General features: G+C 67.1%; 17 protein-coding genes. 6 read left to right on the top strand and 11 right to left on the bottom strand.

The features are described 5' to 3' along the window. Positions 1 to 279: 279 nt before the first annotated feature. Genes EUV02_RS07365 through xseA form a run of 4 tightly spaced genes read right to left on the bottom strand, consistent with a single transcriptional unit; the run spans position 280 to position 4088 of the window. Positions 280 to 1581 carry an aspartyl/asparaginyl beta-hydroxylase domain-containing protein gene (locus tag EUV02_RS07365; RefSeq protein ID WP_135245607.1) on the bottom strand — a complete coding sequence of 434 codons (1302 nt, stop codon included), beginning with the start codon at positions 1579 to 1581 and terminating at the stop codon, positions 280 to 282. After that, positions 1578 to 2426 carry a M23 family metallopeptidase gene (locus tag EUV02_RS07360; protein ID WP_243445816.1) on the bottom strand — a complete coding sequence of 283 codons (849 nt, stop codon included), beginning with the start codon at positions 2424 to 2426 and terminating at the stop codon, positions 1578 to 1580. Before EUV02_RS07360 ends, EUV02_RS07365 begins: the two co-directional genes overlap by 4 nt. After that, entirely contained in the window at positions 2426 to 2647 is a 222-nt protein-coding gene (locus tag EUV02_RS07355; protein ID WP_207790138.1) for a DUF2093 domain-containing protein, read from the bottom strand. The genes EUV02_RS07360 and EUV02_RS07355 overlap by 1 nt, the downstream gene beginning before the upstream one ends. A 10-nt stretch (positions 2648 to 2657) precedes the next feature. Next, positions 2658 to 4088: an exodeoxyribonuclease VII large subunit gene (gene xseA / locus EUV02_RS07350; protein WP_135245606.1), complete on the bottom strand. Its 1431-nt coding sequence runs from the start codon at positions 4086 to 4088 to the stop codon at positions 2658 to 2660. 96 nt (positions 4089 to 4184) lie between these two features. On the opposite strand from xseA, the gene purD reads away from it, so the two are divergent. The 4 genes from purD (at position 4185) to EUV02_RS07330 (ending at position 8667) form a co-directional block, all read left to right on the top strand. Further along, on the top strand, positions 4185 to 5450 hold the full coding sequence (gene purD / locus EUV02_RS07345) for a phosphoribosylamine--glycine ligase (RefSeq protein WP_135245605.1): 1266 nt from the start codon (positions 4185 to 4187) through the stop codon (positions 5448 to 5450). Further along, on the top strand, positions 5447 to 6523 hold the full coding sequence (locus EUV02_RS07340; RefSeq protein WP_135245604.1) for a phosphotransferase: 1077 nt from the start codon (positions 5447 to 5449) through the stop codon (positions 6521 to 6523). Before purD ends, EUV02_RS07340 begins: the two co-directional genes overlap by 4 nt. A gap of 70 nt (positions 6524 to 6593) precedes the next feature. After that, positions 6594 to 8291, top strand: coding sequence for a M20/M25/M40 family metallo-hydrolase (locus tag EUV02_RS07335; protein WP_135245603.1), 1698 nt, complete (start codon positions 6594 to 6596; stop codon positions 8289 to 8291). A 10-nt stretch (positions 8292 to 8301) separates the two neighbouring features. Continuing rightward, positions 8302 to 8667, top strand: coding sequence for a hypothetical protein (locus EUV02_RS07330; protein WP_135245602.1), 366 nt, complete (start codon positions 8302 to 8304; stop codon positions 8665 to 8667). 50 nt (positions 8668 to 8717) lie between these two features. Here the strand turns inward: EUV02_RS07330 and EUV02_RS07325 are convergent, their stop codons facing one another. Continuing rightward, complete coding sequence (locus EUV02_RS07325; RefSeq protein ID WP_135245601.1) at positions 8718 to 9497, bottom strand: DODA-type extradiol aromatic ring-opening family dioxygenase; 780 nt, start codon at positions 9495 to 9497, stop codon at positions 8718 to 8720. After that, positions 9494 to 10810 carry a hemolysin family protein gene (locus tag EUV02_RS07320; RefSeq protein ID WP_135245600.1) on the bottom strand — a complete coding sequence of 439 codons (1317 nt, stop codon included), beginning with the start codon at positions 10808 to 10810 and terminating at the stop codon, positions 9494 to 9496. Before EUV02_RS07320 ends, EUV02_RS07325 begins: the two co-directional genes overlap by 4 nt. 209 nt (positions 10811 to 11019) lie before the next feature. On the opposite strand from EUV02_RS07320, the gene EUV02_RS07315 reads away from it, so the two are divergent. After that, positions 11020 to 11703 (top strand): YiaD family glycine zipper/OmpA-like lipoprotein, encoded by a 684-nt coding sequence (locus EUV02_RS07315; protein ID WP_243445815.1) that lies wholly within the window; start codon positions 11020 to 11022, stop codon positions 11701 to 11703. 137 nt (positions 11704 to 11840) lie between these two features. Here the strand turns inward: EUV02_RS07315 and pheT are convergent, their stop codons facing one another. The 4 genes from pheT to rpmI all read right to left on the bottom strand — a co-directional run bounded on the left by pheT (position 11841) and on the right by rpmI (position 16030). Then, complete coding sequence (pheT, locus tag EUV02_RS07310; RefSeq protein WP_135245599.1) at positions 11841 to 14231, bottom strand: phenylalanine--tRNA ligase subunit beta; 2391 nt, start codon at positions 14229 to 14231, stop codon at positions 11841 to 11843. Continuing rightward, positions 14228 to 15301: a phenylalanine--tRNA ligase subunit alpha gene (pheS, locus tag EUV02_RS07305; protein ID WP_135245598.1), complete on the bottom strand. Its 1074-nt coding sequence runs from the start codon at positions 15299 to 15301 to the stop codon at positions 14228 to 14230. The genes pheT and pheS overlap by 4 nt, the downstream gene beginning before the upstream one ends. A 129-nt stretch (positions 15302 to 15430) precedes the next feature. Beyond that, complete coding sequence (gene rplT / locus EUV02_RS07300) at positions 15431 to 15811, bottom strand: 50S ribosomal protein L20 (protein WP_135245597.1); 381 nt, start codon at positions 15809 to 15811, stop codon at positions 15431 to 15433. Positions 15812 to 15823: 12 nt separating this feature from the next. Beyond that, positions 15824 to 16030, bottom strand: coding sequence for a 50S ribosomal protein L35 (gene rpmI, locus EUV02_RS07295; protein ID WP_135245596.1), 207 nt, complete (start codon positions 16028 to 16030; stop codon positions 15824 to 15826). A 193-nt stretch (positions 16031 to 16223) separates the two neighbouring features. On the opposite strand from rpmI, the gene EUV02_RS07290 reads away from it, so the two are divergent. Continuing rightward, complete coding sequence (locus EUV02_RS07290; RefSeq protein WP_166430553.1) at positions 16224 to 18188, top strand: AsmA family protein; 1965 nt, start codon at positions 16224 to 16226, stop codon at positions 18186 to 18188. Here EUV02_RS07290 and EUV02_RS07285 read toward each other — a convergent pair. Next, positions 18185 to 18775 carry a YqgE/AlgH family protein gene (locus tag EUV02_RS07285; RefSeq protein WP_424022180.1) on the bottom strand — a complete coding sequence of 197 codons (591 nt, stop codon included), beginning with the start codon at positions 18773 to 18775 and terminating at the stop codon, positions 18185 to 18187. The genes EUV02_RS07290 and EUV02_RS07285 overlap by 4 nt on opposite strands. Positions 18776 to 18794 lie beyond the last annotated feature (19 nt).

Raw genomic sequence — 18794 nt, 5'->3', positions numbered from 1 at the left:
TGCATCCCGTTCGGTCATCCAGCGAATCACGAAAGCAGGTGAACCTGCTGCCCTGTTTCCCCTTCCCGGCTGACCCTCCGGAGGTGCAAAACCCCAGCCACTAATGGGCTTAAGGCTAGGTTCACCAAATCCCGACCGCCGTGTAAAGCGTTGTGGTGCGGTGCAGCGCGGGGTTTTTGGTGTGTGTGACGGTTTGGCAACAGTTACTTCGAGCGCAGTCACGGCAATTTGTCAGCCGCCGCGCAGCGACGTGCGGACACGCGAACCGCGTCGCGCAACCTAGCCTTCGAAACTGCCCGTGCTGCCGCTGCGGGCATCGATGGCGGCGAACAGTGCGCGGCACAGGTCGCGCTCCGCCAGCGTCAGGCAAGGGTTCCAGACATCGATGATGAGCAAGGCACGCAGTTCGTCGCCGTCGTTCCAGGCTTCGTGTTCGATGGTATCATCGAAGGCGAAGGCCTCGCCGATGTTCCACGGGCGGCTGGTGCCGCCGACACGGAAGCCACAGGCCGGCGGCACGATCAGCGGCAGATGGACGATGGTGCGGATGTTGGTGACGCCGGTGTGCGGCGGAATATGCGTGCGCGGCCGCAACAATGAAAAGAACGCGGCGGGCCCGCGCCCCGGTGCATCGAGCAGCGGCAGGCTGTCGAGCAGCGCCGCGGTTTGCGGGCAGCGCGCGCGGTTGTCAGCCTGCGGGACGCCGTCGCGCGACAGGAAGAAGGCGCTCCAGCGCACCGAGTTGTTGAGCTCCTCCCACTGATTGAGCGGGGTGCCGGGCGCGTTGGCGACGTACGGCGCGAAGCCGTCAATGTTGCCGTCGGGGCCGGGTGCGGCGAGCAGCGCGGCGAGTTCGGCCTGGATGACCGGCGTCGCGGCTTCGAAGCGTTCGAGCCAGTCGAAGTTGCTGCGGTCGAAGAATTCGATGGCGGGCAGAAACGGGAAGTGCAGCCCCGTCGGTTCGGGATGATAGACGCGTTGCCGGCCGAGCAGGACATCGACGGCGCGGTCGAAGCGGCGGGTGTCGGCAGTTGCGGGAAGCGCAGCGCGCGCCGCGTCGAGCGTCGGATCGAGTGCCTGCGCCAGCCCTTGCGCCTGCGCGGCAACGAAGTCGCGGGCATGGTCGACCGCCTGTGCCAGTGGCGCCGGCAGTTCGGCGTCGGGCGGCGAGGCCTTGAGCAGCCCGGTATAGGCGGCGGCGGCACCTGCCGCGTCGCCGCGACGTTCGAGCAACTGACCCTTCGCGAGCAGCGCGCGCAGCATATAAGGGTCGCGCGTCAGGCAGGCATCGAGCGCCAGCAGCTCGGCTTCAGAGTCGCCGGTGGCGCGGTGCGCGGTCGATAGGTTGTACCACAGCGGCGAGGCTTCGGGGTCGGCCGCTGCGGCGCGTTCGAGCAGCGCCACGGCGCGCACTGCGTCACCGCCGTGCAGCGCGCGCAGGCCGAGGCTGTTGAGGATGCGCGGGTTGGCGGGGTCAAGTTTGAGCGCCGCCTCCAGATGCGCGAACGCGGTGTCGCGCTGGCCGGCGGCCATGGCGGCGTCGGCGGCGGCCAGCAGGCGCGCGACTTCGTGGGCGGTCATGGCTTTGGATCCGTTGCCGGTTTGGGCGTTGACGACTTGGGTTGGGCGGCCAGCAATAGCGCCGGGTCGAGCCGCGTTGCCACCCAGTTGAGCCCCCAGTGCAGGTGCGGGCCCGAGGCACGGCCGGTGCCACCGACGAGGCCCAGCGCCTCGCCTTGTCGCACGCGCTGGCCGACTTTGACGTCGATGCGCGACAAATGCAGGAACGCCGACACCAGCCCGTAGCCATGGTCGAGCAGCACAAGGTTGCCCTCGAGCGTGAACGGGCCTTGCGCCAGCCGGACGATGCCGTCGGCGGGGGCGACCACGGGCGCACCGGCGGGGGCGGCGATGTCGAGTCCGGCGTGCGGGTTGCCGGGGACGCCGGCGAGGATGCGCTGCGAGCCATAGACGCCGCTGATGCGGCCTTGCGCGGGCTTGATGAAGACTTGCTGCCAGCCATCGACATCGGTGGTGAGGCCGGCGCGGGCGGCGGTGATGGCGGCGAGTTCGGCGGGGCGGCGGGCTTCGAACTCGGCGTCGGGCACCGGCACCTTAGCGACGCCGGGGAGCGACTGGATGTTGTAGGTACGCGCTTCGATGGTCAGCGGCGCGGTGACGACGCCTTGCGGTGTGGTCGCGGACAATGTCGCAGCGGTGGCGTCACGGCCGAAACCGATGATGAAGCTGCCGTCGGGCGCGACGGCGACGGGTTTGCCGTCAAGCGTCAGCCCGGTGGTGCCGGCGGGGACGTGGCCGCGCACCAGCGCGCCTTGCTGGAGCGGCGGGGTGGCGGGGCCATGCAGGTCGAACGGCTGGGCGCTCGCCAGCGCTGCGGCGACGGCCAGAACCGCAAGCGCCGGCATCAGATCTTGCCGAGGTCGCGCATCTCCGAATGGCGCTTCACTGCGGCTTCGGCGTTGACATAGGCTTCCTGGAACTCGGCCGACCAGTAGCGCAGATTGGCGAGCGGGATCGGTGTGCCGGTGACGGCGCACACGACATAGTCGCCCGGTGCAACGACGTGGAACGAGCCTGACAGATAGCGCAGGCGGGCGGGGCGGCCATTGGCGGTGGTGTTCAACATGGCGTGACCCTTACAATAATCTGCCCTGAAGCGGAACGCCCGTTGTGACGTCGAGCTTGCCGTCGGCAAAGGTCAGTACCAGCGCGTCATGCTGGCGCGCCTGTTCGGCAGCGGTGACGAGTTTGCCGGCCTTGTCGGTGACTACTGCATAGCCGCGCGCCAGCACGCCGAGCGGCGACAGCGAGTCGAGCAATCGACTGGCGGCTTCGAGGCGCGCCTGCGCGCGGGCGTGCTGCGCGGTCAGCAGATGCGGGCGCAGGCGCGCCGCGCTGGCGGTGAGCGTTTGCGCGTCGCGGGTGGTGACGCTGCGCGCGGCGGTCTGCAGCTGCGTCGTCGCGCGCGTCAGGTCGGCGGCAGCGCTGTCGCGGCGCTGGCGCAGCAATGCGGGGCGCAGTTGTGCGCGCGTCAGCCGTGTCGCCCAATGCTGCGCGGTGGCACGCAGCCCGCGCGGAAGTCGTTCGGCGAGGTCGTCGAAGCGTTGCTGGCGCAGTCCGAGCAGGTTGCGCAAGCTCGGCTGGCGTGCAGCAACGGCGTTCAGCCGTTCACGGCGCAGGTCGAGCAGGCGCAGCGCCGCACGGTCGGCGCGCAGCCCCAGCCCGGTCAACGTCAACCGCAGTTCGGCGAGCACCGGGACCGCGCGCTCGGCGGCGGCGGTCGGGGTCGGGGCGCGGTGGTCGCTGGCGAAATCGACGAGCGTTGTGTCGGTTTCATGGCCGACCGCGGTGATGATCGGGATGCGGCTGTTGGCGACGGCGCGCACGGTGACTTCTTCGTTGAACGCCCACAGGTCCTCGATCGAGCCGCCGCCGCGTGCAACGATGAGCAAGTCAGGGCGCGGAATCGGCCCGCCGCGCGGCAAGGCGTTGAACCCGGCAATGGCGGCGGCCACCTGCCCTGCGGCTGCATCGCCCTGCACCAGCACCGGCCACACCAGCACCGGACGCGGGAAGCGGTCGGCGAGGCGGTGGAGGATGTCGCGGATGACGGCGCCGGTCGGCGAGGTGATGACGCCGATGACGCGCGGGATATACGGCAGCGCGCGCTTGCGGTCGGCATCGAACAGCCCTTCGGCTGCGAGCTTGGCCTTGCGCGCTTCCAATTGCGCGAGCAGCGCGCCGACGCCGGCGGGCTCCATGCGTTCGATGACGATCTGGTATTTCGAGCGGCCGGGATAGGTCGTCAGCTTGCCGGTGGCGATGACCTCGAGCCCGTCTTCGGGGCGGAACGGCAAGGCGCCGGCGACGCCCTTCCACATGACGCCGTCGATGACCGCGGCGTCATCCTTGAGGCTGAGATAGACGTGTCCCGATGCGGCGCGCTTGAAGCCGGAGATTTCGCCGCGCACGCGGACATGGCCGTAGCTGTCCTCGACCGTGCGCTTGAGCGCATGCGCAAGCTCGCTGACCGAATATTCGGGGGTGTTGATCGCGGGCGCATCCATAGCGCCGTCTTACCCCAGCCATTTCACCGCGCAAGCGGCTTGCGGTCGCGCGCGACGCCGCGCTACAGCGATGCGGCTTGGAAAAGGGTTGATGCGTTGAACGTTCTGGTCATCGGCGGCGGCGGGCGCGAACATGCGCTGGCGTGGAAGTTGCGGCAGTCGCCGCGCGTCGAACGGTTGTTCGCAGCTCCGGGCAACGCCGGAATCGCGCGCGAAGCCGAATGTGTGGCGCTCGATGTTACCGACCATGCCGCCGTCATCGGCTTTTGCACGGCCAACGCCATTGAACTGGTGGTCATCGGCCCCGAAGGCCCGCTTGTTGACGGTCTCGGCGACAGCTTGCGCGCCGCCGGCGTGCGCGCCTTTGGTCCGTCAGCCGCCGCTGCACAGCTCGAAGGCTCGAAGGGCTTCACCAAGGATTTGTGCGCCAAGGCCGGCATTCCGACCGCTGCCTATAGGCGCTTCGATGATACCGCCGACGCCCGCGCCTATGTCGCCGCGCACGCGTTGCCGGTGGTCATCAAGGCCGACGGGCTGGCAGCCGGCAAGGGCGTCGTCATCGCCGAAAGCCATGCCGAGGCGGCTGCCGCGCTTGATGCGCTGGCGGGCGGGCCTGCGGTCATCGAAGAATGCATGACCGGCCCCGAAGCCAGCTTCTTCGTGCTCACCGACGGCACCCATGCGCTGCCACTGGCGAGCGCGCAGGACCACAAGCGCGTCGGCGACGGCGATACCGGCCCCAACACCGGCGGCATGGGCGCCTATTCACCCGCCGCGGTGTTGACCCCCGAACTTGCGGCGCGGGCGTTGAATGAAATCGTCAAGCCGACGATCGCGGCGATGGCAGCGGCGGGCACGCCGTTCCAGGGCGTGCTCTACGCCGGGCTGATGCTGACGCCGACGGGGCCGAAGCTCATCGAATATAATGCGCGCTTCGGCGACCCCGAGTGTCAGGTACTGATGGCGCGGCTGGACAGCGACCTGCTCGACCTGTTGATTGCGACCTGCGACGGCACGCTCGCCACGGCGGCGCCGGTGTGGAGCGATGATGCCGCGCTGGTCGTCGTGATGGCGGCCGAAGGCTATCCGGGCACGCCGACCAAAGGCACCGAAATTCGCGGCGTCGATGCGGCCGAAGCTACCGGCGCGGTGGTGTTTCACGCCGGCACGGTGCGCGGCGCCGACGGCGTGCTGCGCGCCGACGCCGGCCGCGTGCTCGGTGTCACGGCGCGCGGGAAAACGGTTTCGGATGCCGCGGTTGCGGCCTATGCGGCGGTCGACAGGATTGACTGGCCGGGCGGCTTTTGCCGTCGCGATATTGGCAAGCAGGCGATAGCTGCAGAGAAAATGGGGACGATATGACGACACCGACACGCCAGGAGCAATTTTCGGGCACCGATGCGGTCCGCGACGCGCACAAGTTCGACGAAGCGAAGCTCGCCGCGTGGATGGAAGCCAATGTCGAGGGCTATGCCGGACCGCTTGTCGTCGAACAGTTCAAGGGCGGCCAGTCGAACCCGACCTACAAGCTGCTGACGCCGAAGCAGAACTATGTGATGCGCCGCAAGCCACCGGGCGTGCTGCTGCCGAGCGCGCATGCGGTGGACCGTGAATACAAGGTCATCACCGCGCTGCACAACGCCGGCTTCCCCGCCGCCAAGACCTTCGGGCTGTGCACCGACGAAACCGTCATCGGCACCTGGTTCTACATCATGGACTGCGTCGACGGCCGCGTCATCTGGGACACGACCTTCCCCAGCGAACCCAAGGAAAAGCGCGCGGCATACTTCGATGCGATGAACGCCACGATCGCGCAGCTCCACATGATGGATTATCAGGCGATCGGCCTCGGCGATTTCGGCAAGCCGGGCAATTATTTCGCCCGCCAGATTGGCCGTTGGTCGAAGCAATATGTCGAGGACACCGGCGCCGGCCATTACGGCCCGATGGATCGGCTGGTCGAATGGCTGCCGACCGCGATTCCCGAAGGCGAGGAAGTCAGCATCGTCCACGGCGACTATCGCTGCGACAACATGATTTTCCACCCCACAGAGCCCAAGGTGCTGGCGGTGCTCGACTGGGAGCTGTCGACGCTCGGCCATCCGCTGGCGGATTTCTCCTACCATCTGATGATGTACCGCATGCCGGCTGTCGGCACGACGGGGCTGGCCGGTAACGACCTCAAAGCGATGGGCATTCCGACCGAGGATGAATATGTCGCTGCCTATTGCCGCCGCACCGGCCGCAATGGCATCCCCAACCTCGATTTCTACGTCGCCTACAACATGTTCCGGCTGGCGGCGATCATCCACGGCATCAAGGGCCGCGTCGTGCGCGGCACCGCTTCGAACGCGCATGCGGTCGCTTCCGCCGCGACGTTCGAGCCGCTGGCGGATGCAGCATGGGCACAGGCCTTGAAGGCCGGCGCCAGGTAGCAACAAGGCCGATTCCCAAGCCGCGCAAACGCGCCTAAGCTTCGCGCAAACAAGCGGGGAGGCGCGGAACATGCGTTGGCTGGCATTTGTGACGGCGCTGCTGGCGGCAGCGATCATCGGCTACGGCGCCATGCAACCACTGCGCGTGGCGCCGGCATCGGCGCCCGCAACCGCATTCTCCGCCGAACGCGCGATGGTCGATATTCGCGCGATGGCCGAGCGCCCACACCCGACGGGTTCCGCCGACAATGTCCGCGTCCGCGCGCTGCTTGCGGCGCGGCTGCATGCGCTGGGCTTCGAGGTGCGCGAGATGGCTGTCCCGGTCAGCGACGAGGCTAAGCGACGCCTTGCCAAGTTGCAGTTGGCAGCGCCCAAAAGCGCAGTCAATCTGATCGCGGTGCGGCCAGCGGGAGATACCGCAGCGCCACTGGTTGCGCTGATGGCGCATTATGACAGCGTGCCCGGTTCACCGGGTGCCGCCGATGACGCGTCAGGCGTTGCCGCTGCGCTTGAGATCGCCCGTGCGACCGCGAACGATCCCGTCAGGCGCGGACTGGCGATCATATTCACCGATGCCGAGGAACTCGGGCTCGACGGCGCGCGCGGCTTCTTTGCCGGCGACCCGCTGGTCCGCCGCCTCGGCATGATCGTCAATATGGAAACCCGCGGTGGTGGCGGCCGCGCGATGATGTTCGAAACCATCGGCCCCAACGGCAAGATGATCGACGTGCTGCGTGCGCATGTCCGCATGCCCAAGGCCAATTCGCTGTCGGTGCGCATTTACCAGATGCTGCCCAACAACACCGACCTGACGATGGCCAAGCCGACGTCGATTCCGGGCTATAACTATGCCTTCCTGGGCAACGCCGCGCTCTACCACTCGCCGCTGGCGACGCCCGAGAACCTCGACGCGCGCTCGGTACAGGACATGGGCGCACAGGCGCTCGACCTGACGCGCGCGCTGTTGACTGCGCCGGCGCTACCTGCGGCCGCGCCCGATGCGGTATTCTCGGATGTGCTCGGCGGCTTCGTTATCGCCTATCCGGTGTGGGTGGGCTGGGTCGTGCTCGGCGCAGCGCTGGCGCTGATCATCTTGGCGGCGCGGCGTACAGCGCGCGGCTGGCACGTCCGCGATATCGTCGCCGGATTGCTCGCCGGGCTGCTGGCGGTGGTGGTGGCGGGCGCGCTGCTCTATGTCTTCAACCTGTGGTCGGGTGCCGATGGCCCCACCAACTATTATGACCGGCTGGCGGCGCTTCCGCGCATCGAGCTTGCCGCGCTGCTGCTCTGTTTTGCCGGGCTGGCGGCAGTGCTCGTCGCCTTGCAGCACCCGCGCGAGCGCCAGGGCGGCTGGATCGGGCTGGCGCTGCTCAACGGTATCATCGCGGTCGCTATCCAGGTGTTGATCCCCGCCGCCGGGCCGTTGTTCGCATGGCCGCTGCTGCTGGCGGCGATCGCGATGGTGGTCGCGGCGTATGTGCCGATTTTCGGCACCATCGCAGCACTTGCGGTGGCGGCGCTCGGCCTGGCGATGGTGGCAGACTTCGGCCATTTCCTGTTGCTCGGCATTGGTATCACGACGCCCTCGGCGGTCGCCGTGCTGTTACCAATTGCCTTGCTGTTGCTTTGGCCGCTACGCCCGCCGCTTGGCCGCCGCAGCGCCTGGACCATTGTTTTGGTGCTGGTGATTGCCGCCGGCGCACTAGGCGCCTGGATACGTTTCGATCCCGTGGCGCCAAGCGTCGCCACCTACAGCAGCTTTCAATGAGGGTGCGACCATGACAGGTTGGCGACTGGCATTTTTTGCGGCGGCGCTGTTCAACTTCGCCGTCGGCCTGCCGATGGTGATAGCGCCGAACCTCGTCGCCGGCGGGCTTGGCATGGCGGCGGCGGACGCGCTGCCGGTGCGGCTGCTCGGCTGGATGATCACGACTTTCGGCATCGGCTACGCCATGGTCGGCATCGAGCCCCGCAAGCACCGCGGCATCGCGCTGCTCGGCATCATCGGCAAAGGCGGCGTCATCGTACTGACGTGGTGGCTGGCGTGGCGCGGCCTGGTGGCGCGCGATGTCGCGCTATTGGCCGGCGGCGACCTGTTCTTCGTCGGGGTATTCATCGCCTTCCTGCGCCGCACGCGCATTTAAGCGCCTTCGGCGGGCAGGGGCGAGCTCCTGCCCGCCGAAGGCCCTTCAATTCACTCGAAAGCGTAAGCGTCCATCCGCAAAATGCCAAAGGTCGTGCTGCGGTGGATGCGTCGTCCCTGCCCGCCGGCGCCGAGTGCCACGTGCAGCGGCAGCAGATGCTCCTCGGTCGGGTGGTTGTGGACGGCTTCGGGTGCCAGCCGGCGATAATCGAGCAGGTCGTCGGTGCGGCCGCCGAGGATGGCGTCGTCCATCCAGTCGGCAAAGCCGGTGACCCAGCCGGGTTCGGGAGAGTTCATCTGCAGCCGCGTTTTGCGGAATTCACTGAGGTCGTGGGTGAAGCTGCCGCTGCCGATGATCAGCACACCTTCGTCGCGCAGCGGTGCCAGCGCGCGGCCGAGTGCATAGTGATGCACCGCGCCTAGCTGCGTCTGCACCGCCAGTTGCGTCACCGGAATCTTTGCATCCGGCCACGCCAGCATCAGCGGCACCCAGGCGCCGTGATCGAGCCCGCGTGACGCGCTGGTCGCGGCGCTGATGCCCGCGACAGCGAGCAATTCGACAACGCGCGCCGCGAGCGCTGGTGCGCCTGGTGCTGGGTACTGCAACCGGTACAGCGCTTCGGGAAAGCCGCCGAAATCATGGATAGTGTCGGGATATTCGACGGTGCTGACGGAGGGCACAGGGGTTTCCCAGTGCGCCGAGATCATCAGGATGGCGCGCGGTGGCTCTGGCAGCAACGAGGGCAGCGTCTTGAGGAAGTCGTGCGCGGGCACATCGTCGATCACCAGCGTCGGGGCGCCATGCGAAACAAATAGCGCCGGCAGTGTCATGGCCGGCGCAGTGCGGCTTTGATTGACGAGGCGAGGATCTTGTCGATCTTGCGGCCGTCCATATCCATGATCTCGAAGCGCCAGCGGCCGTGGTCGAACGACTCGCCGGTTTCGGGGAGGTGGCGGATGTGATCGAGGACGAAGCCCGCGACGGTTTGATAGTCGCGGCTGTCGGGCAGATCGAAACCCAGCCGCTCTGCCATTTCATCGGCAGGTAGCGATCCCGAAAACAGCCAGCTGCCGTCATCGCGTTCGACCGCCGGCGGGTCATTGGCGTCATCGACATCCGACCGGAACGCCCCGGCAATTGCAGCGAGCAGGTCGGCGGGTGTCACGATGCCTTCGAAATGGCCATATTCGTCGTGGACCAGCGCCATCGGGATTGCTGCATCGCGCAAGGAGGCCAGCGCATCCATCGCGTCGAGCTGGTCGGGAATGACCGGCGCCACCGTCGCCAGCGCGCGCAGATCAAGCGGCCGGCCTTCGATCAGCGCGGTGACGACATCGCGCGCCTGCAGCACGCCGATGATGTCATCGACCGAGCCTTGCGCCACCGGCAGCCGCGTGTGCGGGGTCTTGGCAAGTGCGGCGCGGGTTTCTTCGTCGGTAGCATCGGCGTCGAGCCAGTCGACCTGGTTGCGCGGCGTCATCACACCGCGCACCGGCCGGTCGGCAAGGCGCATGACGCCCGATATCATCGCACGCTCGGATTCCTCGATGACGCCCGCGGTCTCGGCCTCGGCGACCACCGAGCGCAGTTCCTCTTCGGTCACGACATGGTTGGCATCGCGGCGCTGCCCGAGCAGCCGGAACACCGCCTTCGAGCTCCAGTCGAGCGCCCAGGCGAACGGCGTCGCCAGCTTGGTCATCCAGTCCATGAACGGCGCCACTGCGCAGGCAATCGGCTCGGGCGAGCGCAGCGCGAACTGCTTGGGCACCAGCTCGCCGATGATCAGCGAGACATAGGTGGTGAGCAGGATGACCAACCCAAAGCCCAGATCATGCGCGGTCTTGGGCGGCAGCGACAGCCAGACCTGCAGCCGGATGGCGACGGGCTCGGCGAGCCGCTCGCCCGAAAACGCGCCATTGAGGATCGACACCAAGGTGATGCCGATTTGCGCCGATGACAGGAAGCGCGCCGGGTCTTCGCCCAGCCGCAGCGCGGTCGCGGCGCCGCGTTTGCCCGCCGACGCCAGCCCGCGCAACCGTGGCCGGCGCGATGAGACGATGGCGAGCTCGGACATCGCCAGAAACCCGTTGAGAACGACCAAAGCGAGGATTATCGCGGCGTCGATCCAGGGAAAGGGTTGCATTGGCGCAGGAATGAGTTGATCCAGAGGTGAAGCCGGAACGCGGGCTGCGCTCGGCGTCGGGAAGCCATAGATGAACAATCCGCAGCGCCGACGCAAGGATCGTTCATCGCGGATGCAGGATCGCGGCGCTAGCCAGACCTCCACATGCTGGTGTATTGCGTGCCCGAAACCATGACATCAACACTGTTTTTATTGGGGAAATCCAGATCATGACGATTTTCAAGCAAGCCATCATGGCCACCGCCTGCGCCAGCCTGCTGCTCGGCACTGCCGGTTGCGTCACTGATCCGACGACCGGCCAGCAATCGATGACGCGCGGTGGCAAGGGCGCGGTAGCCGGTGCCGCGGGCGGCGCGCTGCTCGGCGGGCTGATCGGCGGCAACGCCACCGGCGCCCTCGTCGGCGGCGCGATCGGCATGCTCGCGGGCGGCGCGGCGGGCAGCTACATGGACAAGCAGGAACGGGCGCTGCGCGCACAGACCGCCGGCACCGGCATCGAAGTCCAGCGCCAGGGCGACGTCATCAAGCTCGAAATGCCCGCCGCGGTCACCTTCGACTTCAACTCGGCGGTGCTGCACCCCGAATTCATGCCGTCGCTCAACAAGGTCGCGCAGACGCTGGCGCAGTATCAATCGACCTATGTCAACGTCAACGGCTTCACCGATTCGGTCGGCAGCGACGCCGTCAACATGCGACTGTCGCAGCAGCGCGCCGATGCCGTGGCAAACTACCTCAAGGGCAACGGCGTCAACCCGGCGCGCATCACCTCGACCGGCTTCGGCCCTGCCAACCCCGTCGCCTCGAACGCCACCGATATCGGCCGCGCGCAGAACCGTCGCGTCGAAATCAAGCTGACGCCGATGACCGAGGGTAGCACCAAGCCGACGAACTGAGGTTAGACGCCTCCGGCGGGCAGGGCCTTGGCCCTGCACCCGTCAGTTTGCGTGGGTGCGTCAATCCCGGCGTCGGCTGATTGGGCACCGTCCCAACTCATGGGTGCAGGGCCTAAGGCCCTGCCCGCCGGAGGCCTTCAGCCGCGCAGCGTCGCCCCGACAGCCTTGCCCGCCGCCGCAATGACACTCGCTGAAATCGCGTCGATTTCGGCATCGGTGAAGCTGGCGGCGCCGGGCTGCAGCGTCACGGTCAACGCCATGCTGATCTGGCCTTCGGGCACGCCGGCGCCGGTGAAGCGGTCGAATAGCCGGACGTCGGTGATGGCTGTCTTGTCGGCACCGCGCACCGCGCGCAGTAGCGCATCGGCGGGCGTGTCTGCGGCAACGAGGAACGCGAAGTCGCGTTTGACCGCCTGCAATGCCGGCGGCGTGAACGCGCCGCGCGAGCGCTTGGGCGATTTGGGCTGCGGAATCGCGTCGAGGAATAGCTCGGCGACCGCGACGCTGCCCTTGAGGTCGAGCTCGGCGGCGACGCGCGGGTGCAGTTCGCCAAAGCTGGCGAGGATGGCCTTGGGCCCGAGCCCGAGGCGACCGCTGCGACCGGGATGGTACCAACCGTCGACGGGCGGCAGCACCATCAGCCGGTCGACCGGCGCGCCGGCGGCGGCCAGTGCGGCGAGCGCCTCGGCCTTGGCGTCATAGGCGTCGAAGCCCGTGGCCGCGCCGGTCGCCCAGTCGCGTCCGCGCTTTTCACCTGCGAGCAGCAGTGCGGCGGTCAGATGTTCGCCGCCGGTCAGATAGCGGCGGCCGAGTTCGAACAGTCGGACGCTGGTGGCGCCACGGTCGGCGTTGCGCTTTGCTGCTGCGGCGAGGCCGGCGAGCAGCGACGGGCGCATCGTAGCGAGATCGGCGGAGATCGGGTTTTCGAGCGTCCAGTCGCTGCCGCCGAACAGTGCGGCGGTGGCGGGTGGCAGGAAGCTCCACGTCACCGCCTCGTTCAGCCCGCGCGCGGCCATGGCGCGACGGGTGCGGCGTTCAAGCAACTGCTGCGGTGTCGCGGTCGGTCGGGCAACACCCGGCGCGCGCGGCAGCGGCGTCGAGGGTACATGCGCGTAGCCGTGGATGCGGACGACTTCCTCGACAATGTCGGCCTCGCCATCGATGTCACGGCGCCAGCTGGGGACACCAATCTGCCAGACATCGCCCGTGGTCACGGTGAAGCCCAGCCGCGTCAGGATGGCGGCCTGTGCGGCTTCATCGACTTCGACGCCGGCGAGGCCGAGCGTGCGCGCTGGACGATACGCCACGGTCTTGGCGGCAACCGGCGGTGTGCCGGCGCGGCTGATTTCGCTCGCCGTGCCGCCGCACAGCGCACGCACGAGATGCGTGGCGATGGCGAGGCCGTCATCGAGAAAGCCCGGATCGACGCCGCGTTCGAAGCGCGTGCGGGCATCGCTGGTCAGCATCAGCTTCTGGCCGGTCCGCGCGATCGATGCCGGATCGAAATAGGCGCATTCGATCAGCACGTCAGTGGTGGTGTCCGAACAGCCCGACTCCATGCCGCCCATGATGCCGCCGATATCATGGACGGCATGGTCATCGGCGATGACTGTCATTGTTGGGTCGACCGTGTAGGTCTTGCCGTTCAAGGCCTGCACCTGTTCGCCGGCACGCGCCTTGCGCGCGACCAGCGGCCCCGACAGCTTGGCAACGTCATAGACGTGCAGCGGCCGGCCGAGGTCGAACATGATGAAATTGGTGATATCGACCAGTGCCGAAATCGGCTTTTGCCCGATGGCGCGCAGCTTTGCCTGCATCCACGGATGCGACGGCCCGTTGCGGACGCCGCTGACGGTGCAGCCGAGGAAGGCGGGGCAGCCTTCGGGGTCATCGGTGCGGATGGCGGGTCCGGCGCCGGTGCGCGGCACATCCAGTGTATCGATGCGATAGGCTTCGGTGAGCGGCTTGAGCGTGCCGAGCCCGGCTGCCGCGAGGTCGCGCGCGATGCCACGCACGCCCATGCAGTCCTGGCGGTTCGGCGTCACGCTGACGTCGATGACGGGGTCGTCGATGCCGGCCCAGGCGGCGTAGTTGCTGCCGACGGGGGCATCGGCGGGCAGTTCGATGATGCCGTCGTGATCATCGCCGAGTTCGAGCTCGCGCGTCGAACACATCATGCCGTTCGATTCGACGCCACGGATGCTGGCGACCTTGAGCACCATGCCGTTCGCCGGCACCGTTGCACCGGGCATGCCGAAGACGCCGAGCAGACCGGCGCGGGCGTTGGGGGCGCCGCAAACAACCTGCAACGGGCCGTCACCGGCATCGACTGTCAGCACCTGCAGCTTGTCGGCCTGCGGGTGCGGTGCTGCGGTCAGCACGCGCGCGATGCGGAACGCCGACAGTTTTGCGGCGGGGTTTTCGACACCTTCGACTTCGAGCCCGCAGCGCGTCAGTCCCGCGCAGATCTCGTCGAGCGACGCGGTGGTTTCGAGGTGCTCCTTGAGCCAGCTCAGGGTGAACTTCATGCGCCGACTCCGCCGCTCAGGGTGGGCACGTCGAGCGCGCGGAAGCCGTAGTGGTTCAGCCAGCGCAGGTCGGCATCGAAGAAGGCGCGCAAGTCGTTCATCCCGTATTTGAGCATGGCGAGGCGGTCGATGCCGACACCGAACGCGAAGCCCTGCCAGACTTCAGGGTCGAGACCGCAATTGGCGATGACGCGCGGGTGCACCATGCCGCCGCCGAGGATTTCGAGCCAGCTTTCGCTGCCGCCGATGCTCAGCGTGCCGCCGCTCCATGAACAGCCAACATCGATTTCGACCGACGGCTCGGTGAACGGGAAGAAGCTCGGGCGGAACTGCAACGTCACGTCATCGACTTCGAAGAACGCCTTGACCATCGTCTCGAGCGTCCAGCGCAGGTGGCCCATGGTGATGTCGCGGTCGATGACCAAGCCTTCGACCTGGTGGAACATCGGCGTGTGCGTCGCGTCCGAATCGGAGCGATAGACGCGGCCCGGCGCGATGATGCGGATCGGCGGTTCCTGCGTCATCATCGTGCGGATCTGCACCGGCGAGGTATGGGTGCGCAGCAGCATGCGCTTTTCGGAGCCGGCCTGATCGGGGAAATAGAAGGTGTCGTGCATCGCGCGCGCCGGATGTTCGGGCGGGATGTTGAGCGCGGTGAAATTGTGCCAGTCGTCCTCGATCTCCGGCCCGCCAGCGACCGCGAAGCCGAGATCGGCGAAGATTTCGGCGAGTTCGTCCATGACCTGCGAAATCGGGTGGATGCTGCCGCGCGGCGCATCGGCGACGGGCAGCGTCATGTCGAGCTTTTCATTCGCCAGCTTGGCATCGAGCGCTGCGGTTTCGAGCACCGCCTTGCGCGCCGCCAGCGCCGCCGTCACCGCCTCGCGCAGGCCGTTGAGCAAAGGTCCCTGGACCTGGCGTTCGTCGGGCGACATGCCGCCGAGCGTCTTGAGCAAGGCGGTAACGCTGCCCGACTTGCCGAGTGCGCCGACGCGCACGGCTTCGAGCGCATCAAGGCTGGTGGCAGCGTCGATGGCGCTGAGCAGGTCGGCTTGCAGGGTATCGGTCATGGAAACTCGCTCGGTTGCTGCCACGCCCGCAAAGCATGGCGGCGGAGGTTTAGGGGAGCGCGCCTCAAAACGAAAGAGGCGCGGGAAGCTGAATGCCGCCCGCGCCCCAATTCGTTGATGCTGAAAGCTTTAAGCGGTGGCAACCGCGGGCTTGGCATCGAGCGCGGCTTGCGCCTGCGCGGCGATGGCGCGGAACACTTCGGGCTCGTGCATCGCGATGTCGGCCAGAACCTTGCGGTCGAGTTCGACATTGGCGAGCTTGAGCCCGTGCATAAAGACGCCGTAAGTCAGGCCGACTTCACGCACCGCTGCGTTGATGCGCTGGATCCACAGTGCGCGGAAGTTGCGCTTGTTGACCTTGCGATCGCGGTACGCGTACTGGCCGGCCTTTTCGACGGCCTGCCGCGCGATGCGGATGGTGTTCTTGCGACGGCCATAATAGCCCTTCGCCTGTTCCAGAACCCGCTTGTGACGGGCGTGCGAGGTCGTCCCGCGTTTGACACGTGCCATGTGCGGTCTCCCTTACTTGCGCAGGCCGTAGGGTGCCCAAAGCTTGATCGTCCGGGCATCTGCCTCGGAGATCACTTCGGTCCCGCGGTTCTGGCGAATATACTTTGCATTGTGGCTGATCAGGCGGTGGCGCTTGCCAACGACACCGTGCTTGACCTTGCCGGTTGCGGTGATCTTGAAGCGTTTCTTCACACCGCTCTTGGTCTTGAGCTTGGGCATTTTCGTCTCCTATGGACGCATCATTGAACAGCCACGGCAGCCCATTCAGCCGGGCCGTTCGGTCATGCGAAGCGTGGGCCTATAGCCGCATGCCCGGCATTGCGCAACCTTGCAGGGCAACAAGCGGCAAATTTGCCCGTTCGCCGAAACTATGGGTCCGGAACCTTCAGCTTGTGCCACAGGTTCAGCCGACATGGATGCCACCCCGACCATTTCACCGCGCGCGACGACGCGGCTGACCCCGCTGCGCATCCTTGGCGGAGTCGCATTGGTGCTGCTCGCGCTGTGCGTTGCTGCCTATGCCTATCTGTATGTGACCCGCGGCCGCTTCCTGAAAGGCCCATTCGTCCGTGTTGCCACCGAGATGTCGGGCCGCGCGGTGACCATCGACGGCGATTTTCAGCTCTACCTCGACCCGCATATCCGCTTCGTCGCCGAAGGCCTGCGCGTCGCCAACCCCGGCTGGGCGCACGATCCGGCGCTGGTGACGACGCGGCACATCGACCTGTCGATGAATTTCTGGTCGGCGCTGTTCGGCAACCGGGCGATTCGCAGCGTCATTATCGATGGCGGGGCATTCGGCCTCGAGCGCGACAAGCGTGGTCGCAACAGCTGGAGCTTCGACAGCACCGCGCCGCTCGACATCCCGCCGATCGATGTTGCGACCGTCACCGGTACCGGCGTCCACTACCGCGACGACCTGCGCCGCATCGATGTCAAACTCAGGCTCGGCGACATTGCCGCGACAGACAAGCGCATCGAACGGCCATTGACGTTCACCGGCAGCGGCACCGCCATGGGCGCGCCGTTCAAGGTTACAGGCGCGCTGACGACGCCGCAGACGACGATCACCGGCGGCCGCACCGGGCTCGACCTCCACGTCACCGTCGCCGACACGAAAGTCGATGTCACCGGCACGCTGCCCGGCGCGACCAGGCTCGACGGTGCCGACCTGCGCTTGGTCGCCGCAGGGCGCAACCTGCAAACGCCGTTCGCGCTAATCGGCATTACCGTGCCGCAGACGCGGCCGTACCGAATCAGTGCGGCACTGACCAAATCCGGCGACGAATTCCGCTTCACGCGCATCGGCGGCAAGTTCGGCGACAGCGACATCGCCGGCAAGCTGACGATCCGGCGTCCGGAGGGCCGGCTGCGGATTGATGGTGCGCTGTCGAGCAAGGTGCTCGACATCCTCGATATCGGGCCGTGGCTTGGCTATTCGCCTGAACGACTCGATGCGATGGGCGGCAAGGGCGCGGTGACCGTCGTGGCCGGGCGGCCGCGCGTGCTTCCCGATACGCCGCTCGCGATCGACGGCTTGCGCGACTATGACGCACACTTGACCTATACGGCGGCGCGGCTGCGGACTGGCACGGCGGTGATCACCGGAATCGACGCTGATGTGACGCTCGATCACAGCCTGTTGCGGTTGGCGCCGGTGGCATTCAACCTCGCCGGCGGACGCATGGTGTTCGCCGTTTTGCTCAACGCCCGCGTCAAGCCGGTCGTCACCGACTATGACGTGCTGATCGGTCCGCTTCCGCTCGGCCGGCTGCTGTCATCGTTCGATGTCGTGAACAGTGGAACGACCGCGACGGTGCACGGACGCATCAAGCTGCGCGGCACCGGCGATACCGTTCGCAAGTCGCTAGGCACCGCAACGGGGCGCGTGGCGCTGGTCTTCCCGACCGGCACCTTGTGGGTGCGCAATGTCGAACTCGCCAAGCTCGACTTGCAGAATTATTTGTTCGCGGTGTTCGGCCGGAAGCTCAAGCACCCGACCGAAATCCGCTGCGGACTGATCGCATTCACCATGGTCAATGGTATCGGTACTGCCGATCCGATCCTTTTCGATACCAAGCGCGCCGTGTTCCGCGGCACCGGCCAGATCAACGTCCGCGACGAGACGATGGCGCTGTCAGTCCAAGGCGATTCAAAAGAATTCAGCCTGTTTTCGGGCCAGTCGCCGATTGCCATCAGCGGGTCGTTCGTAGCGCCCAGAGTCAATCCGATTTCGGGCAAACTGATCGGTCGCGCCGCCGCCGCAGTGGCGCTCGGCGTCGCCTTGACGCCGGTGGCCGCCATCCTCGCCTTTGTCGATCTCGGCGATGGGAAGGACACCGATTGCGCGCCGGTGCTCGCGGCGCGGCACGGCTAGGCGCGACCGACGGTCGGGCTGAGCATCTGCGCGTTGATGCCGATCGCGGCATAGGCCGCCGTCCAGCGCTTGTCGGGGCGGGTTTCCCAAAGCAGCGCATCGTCGGCGGGTGCGGCCTGCCAGCCGTGACGCAGCATTTCACCGTCAAGTTGCCCTGCACCCCAGCCGGTGTAGCCGACTGCCATCAGCCAGTTCTTGGGTCCGTGGCCTGCGGCTATATCGTTGAGGATGTCGAGCGTCGAGGTCAGCCCCCAGCGCAGCGGACCGGTGCCCGCGGACACCGCGATAGTGCTCTGGCCCTCGTAGTCGGCGCTGTGCAGCACGAAGCCGCGCCCGGGTTCGACCGGGCCGCCGCCGAAAACCGGCGCCGGTGGTGTGACACCCGGATCGATGTCGAGCTGCGCCATCAGGTCGCGCGCCGTGATGCCCTCCAGTGGCTGGTTGACCATGATGCCGAGCGCGCCGTCACCGTCGTGCACGCACATCGCGATGACCGCGCGTTCGAAGCGCGGGTCGCCGATGCCGGGCAGCGACAGCAGCAGCTGGCCGACAAGATAAGGGGGGTCCAGGGTGCGACTATCGGTCATAAAGGCATGATAGCCGTGT

Origin of the sequence: Glacieibacterium arshaanense, from assembly GCF_004681125.1 — a bacterium.
Lineage (GTDB): Bacteria > Pseudomonadota > Alphaproteobacteria > Sphingomonadales > Sphingomonadaceae > Polymorphobacter_A > Polymorphobacter_A arshaanense.
The sequence above is the reverse complement of the archived record's forward strand: the minus strand, read 5'-3'. Positions and strand labels throughout refer to the sequence as shown.

What these genes read in the sequence shown, in the direction of transcription:
- EUV02_RS07365 (WP_135245607.1), bottom strand. Translation starts at nt 1,581, where the DNA reads ATGACCGCCCACGAAGTCGCGCGCCTGCTGGCCGCCGCCGACGCCGCC.
- EUV02_RS07360 (WP_243445816.1), bottom strand. Translation starts at nt 2,426, where the DNA reads ATGCCGGCGCTTGCGGTTCTGGCCGTCGCCGCAGCGCTGGCGAGCGCC.
- EUV02_RS07355 (WP_207790138.1), bottom strand. Translation starts at nt 2,647, where the DNA reads ATGTTGAACACCACCGCCAATGGCCGCCCCGCCCGCCTGCGCTATCTG.
- xseA (WP_135245606.1), bottom strand. Translation starts at nt 4,088, where the DNA reads ATGGATGCGCCCGCGATCAACACCCCCGAATATTCGGTCAGCGAGCTT.
- EUV02_RS07340 (WP_135245604.1), top strand. Translation starts at nt 5,447, where the DNA reads ATGACGACACCGACACGCCAGGAGCAATTTTCGGGCACCGATGCGGTC.
- EUV02_RS07335 (WP_135245603.1), top strand. Translation starts at nt 6,594, where the DNA reads ATGCGTTGGCTGGCATTTGTGACGGCGCTGCTGGCGGCAGCGATCATC.
- EUV02_RS07330 (WP_135245602.1), top strand. Translation starts at nt 8,302, where the DNA reads ATGACAGGTTGGCGACTGGCATTTTTTGCGGCGGCGCTGTTCAACTTC.
- EUV02_RS07325 (WP_135245601.1), bottom strand. Translation starts at nt 9,497, where the DNA reads ATGACACTGCCGGCGCTATTTGTTTCGCATGGCGCCCCGACGCTGGTG.
- EUV02_RS07320 (WP_135245600.1), bottom strand. Translation starts at nt 10,810, where the DNA reads ATGCAACCCTTTCCCTGGATCGACGCCGCGATAATCCTCGCTTTGGTC.
- EUV02_RS07315 (WP_243445815.1), top strand. Translation starts at nt 11,020, where the DNA reads ATGACGATTTTCAAGCAAGCCATCATGGCCACCGCCTGCGCCAGCCTG.
- pheT (WP_135245599.1), bottom strand. Translation starts at nt 14,231, where the DNA reads ATGAAGTTCACCCTGAGCTGGCTCAAGGAGCACCTCGAAACCACCGCG.
- pheS (WP_135245598.1), bottom strand. Translation starts at nt 15,301, where the DNA reads ATGACCGATACCCTGCAAGCCGACCTGCTCAGCGCCATCGACGCTGCC.
- rplT (WP_135245597.1), bottom strand. Translation starts at nt 15,811, where the DNA reads ATGGCACGTGTCAAACGCGGGACGACCTCGCACGCCCGTCACAAGCGG.
- rpmI (WP_135245596.1), bottom strand. Translation starts at nt 16,030, where the DNA reads ATGCCCAAGCTCAAGACCAAGAGCGGTGTGAAGAAACGCTTCAAGATC.
- EUV02_RS07290 (WP_166430553.1), top strand. Translation starts at nt 16,224, where the DNA reads ATGGATGCCACCCCGACCATTTCACCGCGCGCGACGACGCGGCTGACC.
- EUV02_RS07285 (WP_424022180.1), bottom strand. Translation starts at nt 18,775, where the DNA reads ATGACCGATAGTCGCACCCTGGACCCCCCTTATCTTGTCGGCCAGCTG.